The organism is Vibrio sp. 1180_3, from assembly GCF_029478545.1.
In the GTDB taxonomy this organism is placed as follows: domain Bacteria; phylum Pseudomonadota; class Gammaproteobacteria; order Enterobacterales; family Vibrionaceae; genus Vibrio; species Vibrio aestuarianus.
Window position 1 is genome coordinate 1 of record NZ_SJFM01000106.1, and the last position, 1,749, is coordinate 1,749.

The following is a 1,749-nucleotide window of genomic DNA, read 5'->3' on the forward strand; positions in this document are numbered from 1 at the left end:
ACCCCATCTCTTGGTCCCTGATAATCTACGCAGCGCGGTCACCAAAGCGAATCGTTATGAGCCGAGACTGAACGACAGCTATCAGAAACTGGCGAATCACTATCAAACCGCCGTAATGCCAGCTCGCCCCTACAAACCGAAAGACAAAGCCAAGGCAGAGAATGCCGTCCTCCTAGTGGAACGTTGGATCATGATGCGACTTCGCCATCAAACCTTCCATACCTTCAAAGAGCTGAACCTCGCCATCCGTGAGCTTATGAATGACTTAAACGAACGTGAGATGAAGCAGTATGGTGCGAGCCGCAAAGCACTGTTCGACACACTCGATAAACCCGCGTTAAAGCCACTTCCTAAGCAGCGATATCTCTATACCGAAACCAAGCGAGCCAAAGTTGGGCCTGATTATCACATCGAATATCGCCGTCACTACTACTCGGTTCCCCATCAACTGGTTGGCCATCATGTCGAGCTGGAAGCCTCCAACCGTCTGGTGCAGATCTACCACCAAGGTAACTTGATCGCTCAACATCCACGCAGCCAAAGGGAACGTGGAAACAGCACTCAACCAGAGCACATGCCGAGTAACCATCAACATCAAAAGTGGTCGCCTGGACGCTTGCTCAACTGGGGAGCCAATATCGGCCCAGCCACACGAGAGGTCGTCAATAAGATGCTGAACGCCAAACCTCATCCAGAGCAGGCCTATCGTTCCTGTCTTGGGCTGCTCAATCTGAGCAAAACCTATGGCGAGTCGCGCCTAGAACAAGCCTGTAAAGATGCATTGATGCTGACAAAACCCAATTACACCTTCGTCAACAATCTACTCAAGAACAACCGTGAAGGACAACTGAGTAAAGATAAAGCGAATACGCCGAACCTTGTTCACAGCAATGTTCGTGGCCCGAACTGTTATCACTAGGAGAAAGAATATGAACGCACTGAACGACCAACTCAAAACCCTGCGCTTAAGTCATGCGGCGAAAGCGTTAGAGCAGCAACAAGAGCAACTGACCACCTACGCAGAGCTGGACTTCGAGGAGAGGTTAAGCCTACTTCTGGAAAGTGAAATCTTGAATCGCAATCAAACCAAAATCCAACGCTTAAAACGACAAGCCAAGCTGAGACTGGATGCTCAGCCGAGCCAACTTATTTACAAGGAGGGACGAAACCTCAACCGCAAGCAGATGAGCGAACTGCTGATGGGCAGTTATCTTCACAAGCACCAGAATATCTTGATCACAGGCCCAACAGGCGCAGGTAAAACGTATCTTGGCTGCGCACTTGCAAGCAGCGCCTGCGACCAACAACACACGGTCAGATACTACCGATTAACTCGCCTGCTTGATGACCTGACCGCAGGTCGTCTGGATGGTAGCTATCAAAAGCAACTTCAATCGTTGGCTAAGAAAGCCCTACTGATCCTCGACGACTGGGGGATGGAGAAACTGACTCAAGAGCATGCAGGTCACTTGTTAGAAGTGCTTGAAGACCGCTACCAAAACAGCAGCACAATCGTCATCAGTCAACTACCCGTAAAGGAGTGGTACAACATGATCGGCAACGTCACCGTCGCAGACGCTCTCATGGATCGTCTTGTTCACAATAGTCATCGAATAGAACTGGGCGGTGAGTCAATGAGAAAACTGGCGCAATCCGATCACTTAGAGTAAAAATAGGAAGAGAGAAAAACGGCAGGATCAGGTGATCGGAATAAACCGAAACGAGCGATCGCAATCACCGAAATACGCA

Annotated in this window: 1 protein-coding gene and 1 pseudogene; both read left to right on the forward strand. The window is 49.7% G+C overall.

Features of this window, described 5'->3' with window-relative positions:
• Positions 1-919, forward strand: a pseudogene (gene istA, locus EYW48_RS21015) (IS21-like element ISVch3 family transposase); the annotation flags it as partial.
• 10 nt (positions 920-929) lie between these two features.
• Positions 930-1,670, forward strand: coding sequence for an IS21-like element ISVch3 family helper ATPase IstB (gene istB / locus EYW48_RS21020; protein ID WP_277433030.1), 741 nt, complete (start codon positions 930-932; stop codon positions 1,668-1,670).
• The last annotated feature ends 79 nt before the right edge of the window (positions 1,671-1,749 follow it).